This is a genomic window from Paracoccus onchidii, from assembly GCF_028294535.1.
In the GTDB taxonomy this organism is placed as follows: Bacteria; Pseudomonadota; Alphaproteobacteria; order Rhodobacterales; family Rhodobacteraceae; genus Paracoccus; species Paracoccus onchidii.
On record NZ_JAQBIE010000063.1, the window covers coordinates 1 to 1,422 of the forward strand.

At 55.6% G+C, this 1,422-nt stretch carries 1 protein-coding gene, 1 tRNA gene and 1 pseudogene; all 3 read left to right on the top strand.

From position 1 onward, the window contains the following. The first annotated feature begins 242 nt into the window (after positions 1–242). A tRNA-Ala gene (locus tag PAF17_RS20005) sits at positions 243–318 on the top strand. A 360-nt stretch (positions 319–678) separates the two neighbouring features. Continuing rightward, a complete protein-coding gene (locus PAF17_RS20010; RefSeq protein WP_271890815.1) occupies positions 679–894 on the top strand; it encodes a type I restriction-modification system subunit M N-terminal domain-containing protein in 216 nt (71 codons plus the stop codon). Between the two features lie 27 nt (positions 895–921). After that, positions 922–1,257: pseudogene (locus PAF17_RS20015) on the top strand (IS5 family transposase); the annotation flags it as partial. Positions 1,258–1,422 lie beyond the last annotated feature (165 nt).

Consider the following 1,422-nt stretch of genomic DNA (forward strand, 5'->3'; position numbering starts at 1 on the left):
GAGATGTTCTACAATCCGAAGCGCAAGCATGCGAGAAACGGGATGCTGTCGCCCGTAGAGTTCGAACGGCAGCGGAAACCGAGACCCGAAGGCGTCTAGGAAACGCGGGGCTATTCAATACCGTTACCGCAAAGTTCGATGGTATGGCGAATTATTGTGATTTTTCCTCTTGCAGCCACCGGATCAGCCTTTTATACGACGCCTCACTCGCAGCGACTTACGGCTCACTGCGGACCTCAGGTGGGGCCATAGCTCAGTTGGTAGAGCGCTTGAATGGCATTCAAGAGGTCAGGGGTTCGACTCCCCTTGGCTCCACCAAATATTTTCTGAAAAGCACCAGATAGTTCTGCCCTTTTCGTCAGAGGATTTGCCTCTGCCACGCAGACGGGTGCTGTTTTCCCTACGAAAACCCATGCTGCCTAGATCAACTCCCATGGCGTGTTGATCACCTCGCAACCCTTGCCCTGTCAAACCCGAGGATGGCCCATAAGCGACCATTACTTTGTCGTGACAGGCGACCCTGGTGCGGGCAAGACCACCCCGCGCCATAGCCGAGTTTTATACTGCATTGTCGCTTGTAAGAAGAATTGCAAATAACTGAGCTGGACCCGTGGACATCGCCGCCGAAAAAATGTCTCTTGACACACAAAAAGACGCTGCGGCGAGGGATAATTTTCGGTGAACGTTCAGCAACATAAGAAGCTTACAGACGATATATGGGAGATCGCCAAGCGCCTGCGCGGCCCCTACCGCCCTCCGCAATACCGGCTTGTCATGCTACCCATGGTGGTTCTGCGCCGCCTGGATTGCGTGCTTGAGGACAGCACTGACCGGGTGCATGCCGAATACAACCGTCTAGGCTCAGGACCCATTGATTTGTTTGGGGGTTCGTGATTCACCGCAAAAAAGAGAGCGGTGACCATGTCTGATCTTTTCTGGTTGAGCGATGCCCAGATGGCGCGTCTTGAACCTTACTTTCCGAAGTCGCACGGCAAGCCCCGGGTCGATGACCGGCGGGTTCTGAGTGGCATTATCTTCATCAATCGCAACGGCTTGCGGTGGCGCGACGCCCCAAGGGAGTATGGTCCCCACAAGACGCTCTACAATCGCTGGAAACGATGGAGCGATAAAGGCGTCTTCGCCCGGATCATGGCAGGGCTGGCCGCTGAGCACGGCGAGGAAACGACTGCGATGATCGACGCCACCCACCTGAAGGCCCATCGCACGGCGTCCAGCCTGGGCGTTAAAAAGGGGGGCTATATACTTAACTAGCCAGTGAAGGGCACGCCCATGCGAATGGACATATGAATAGCCCCGCGTTTCCTAGACGCCTTCGGGTCTCGGTTTCCGCTGCCGTTCGAACTCTACGGGCGACAGCATCCCGTTTCTCGCATGCTTGCGCTTCGGATTGTAGAACATCTC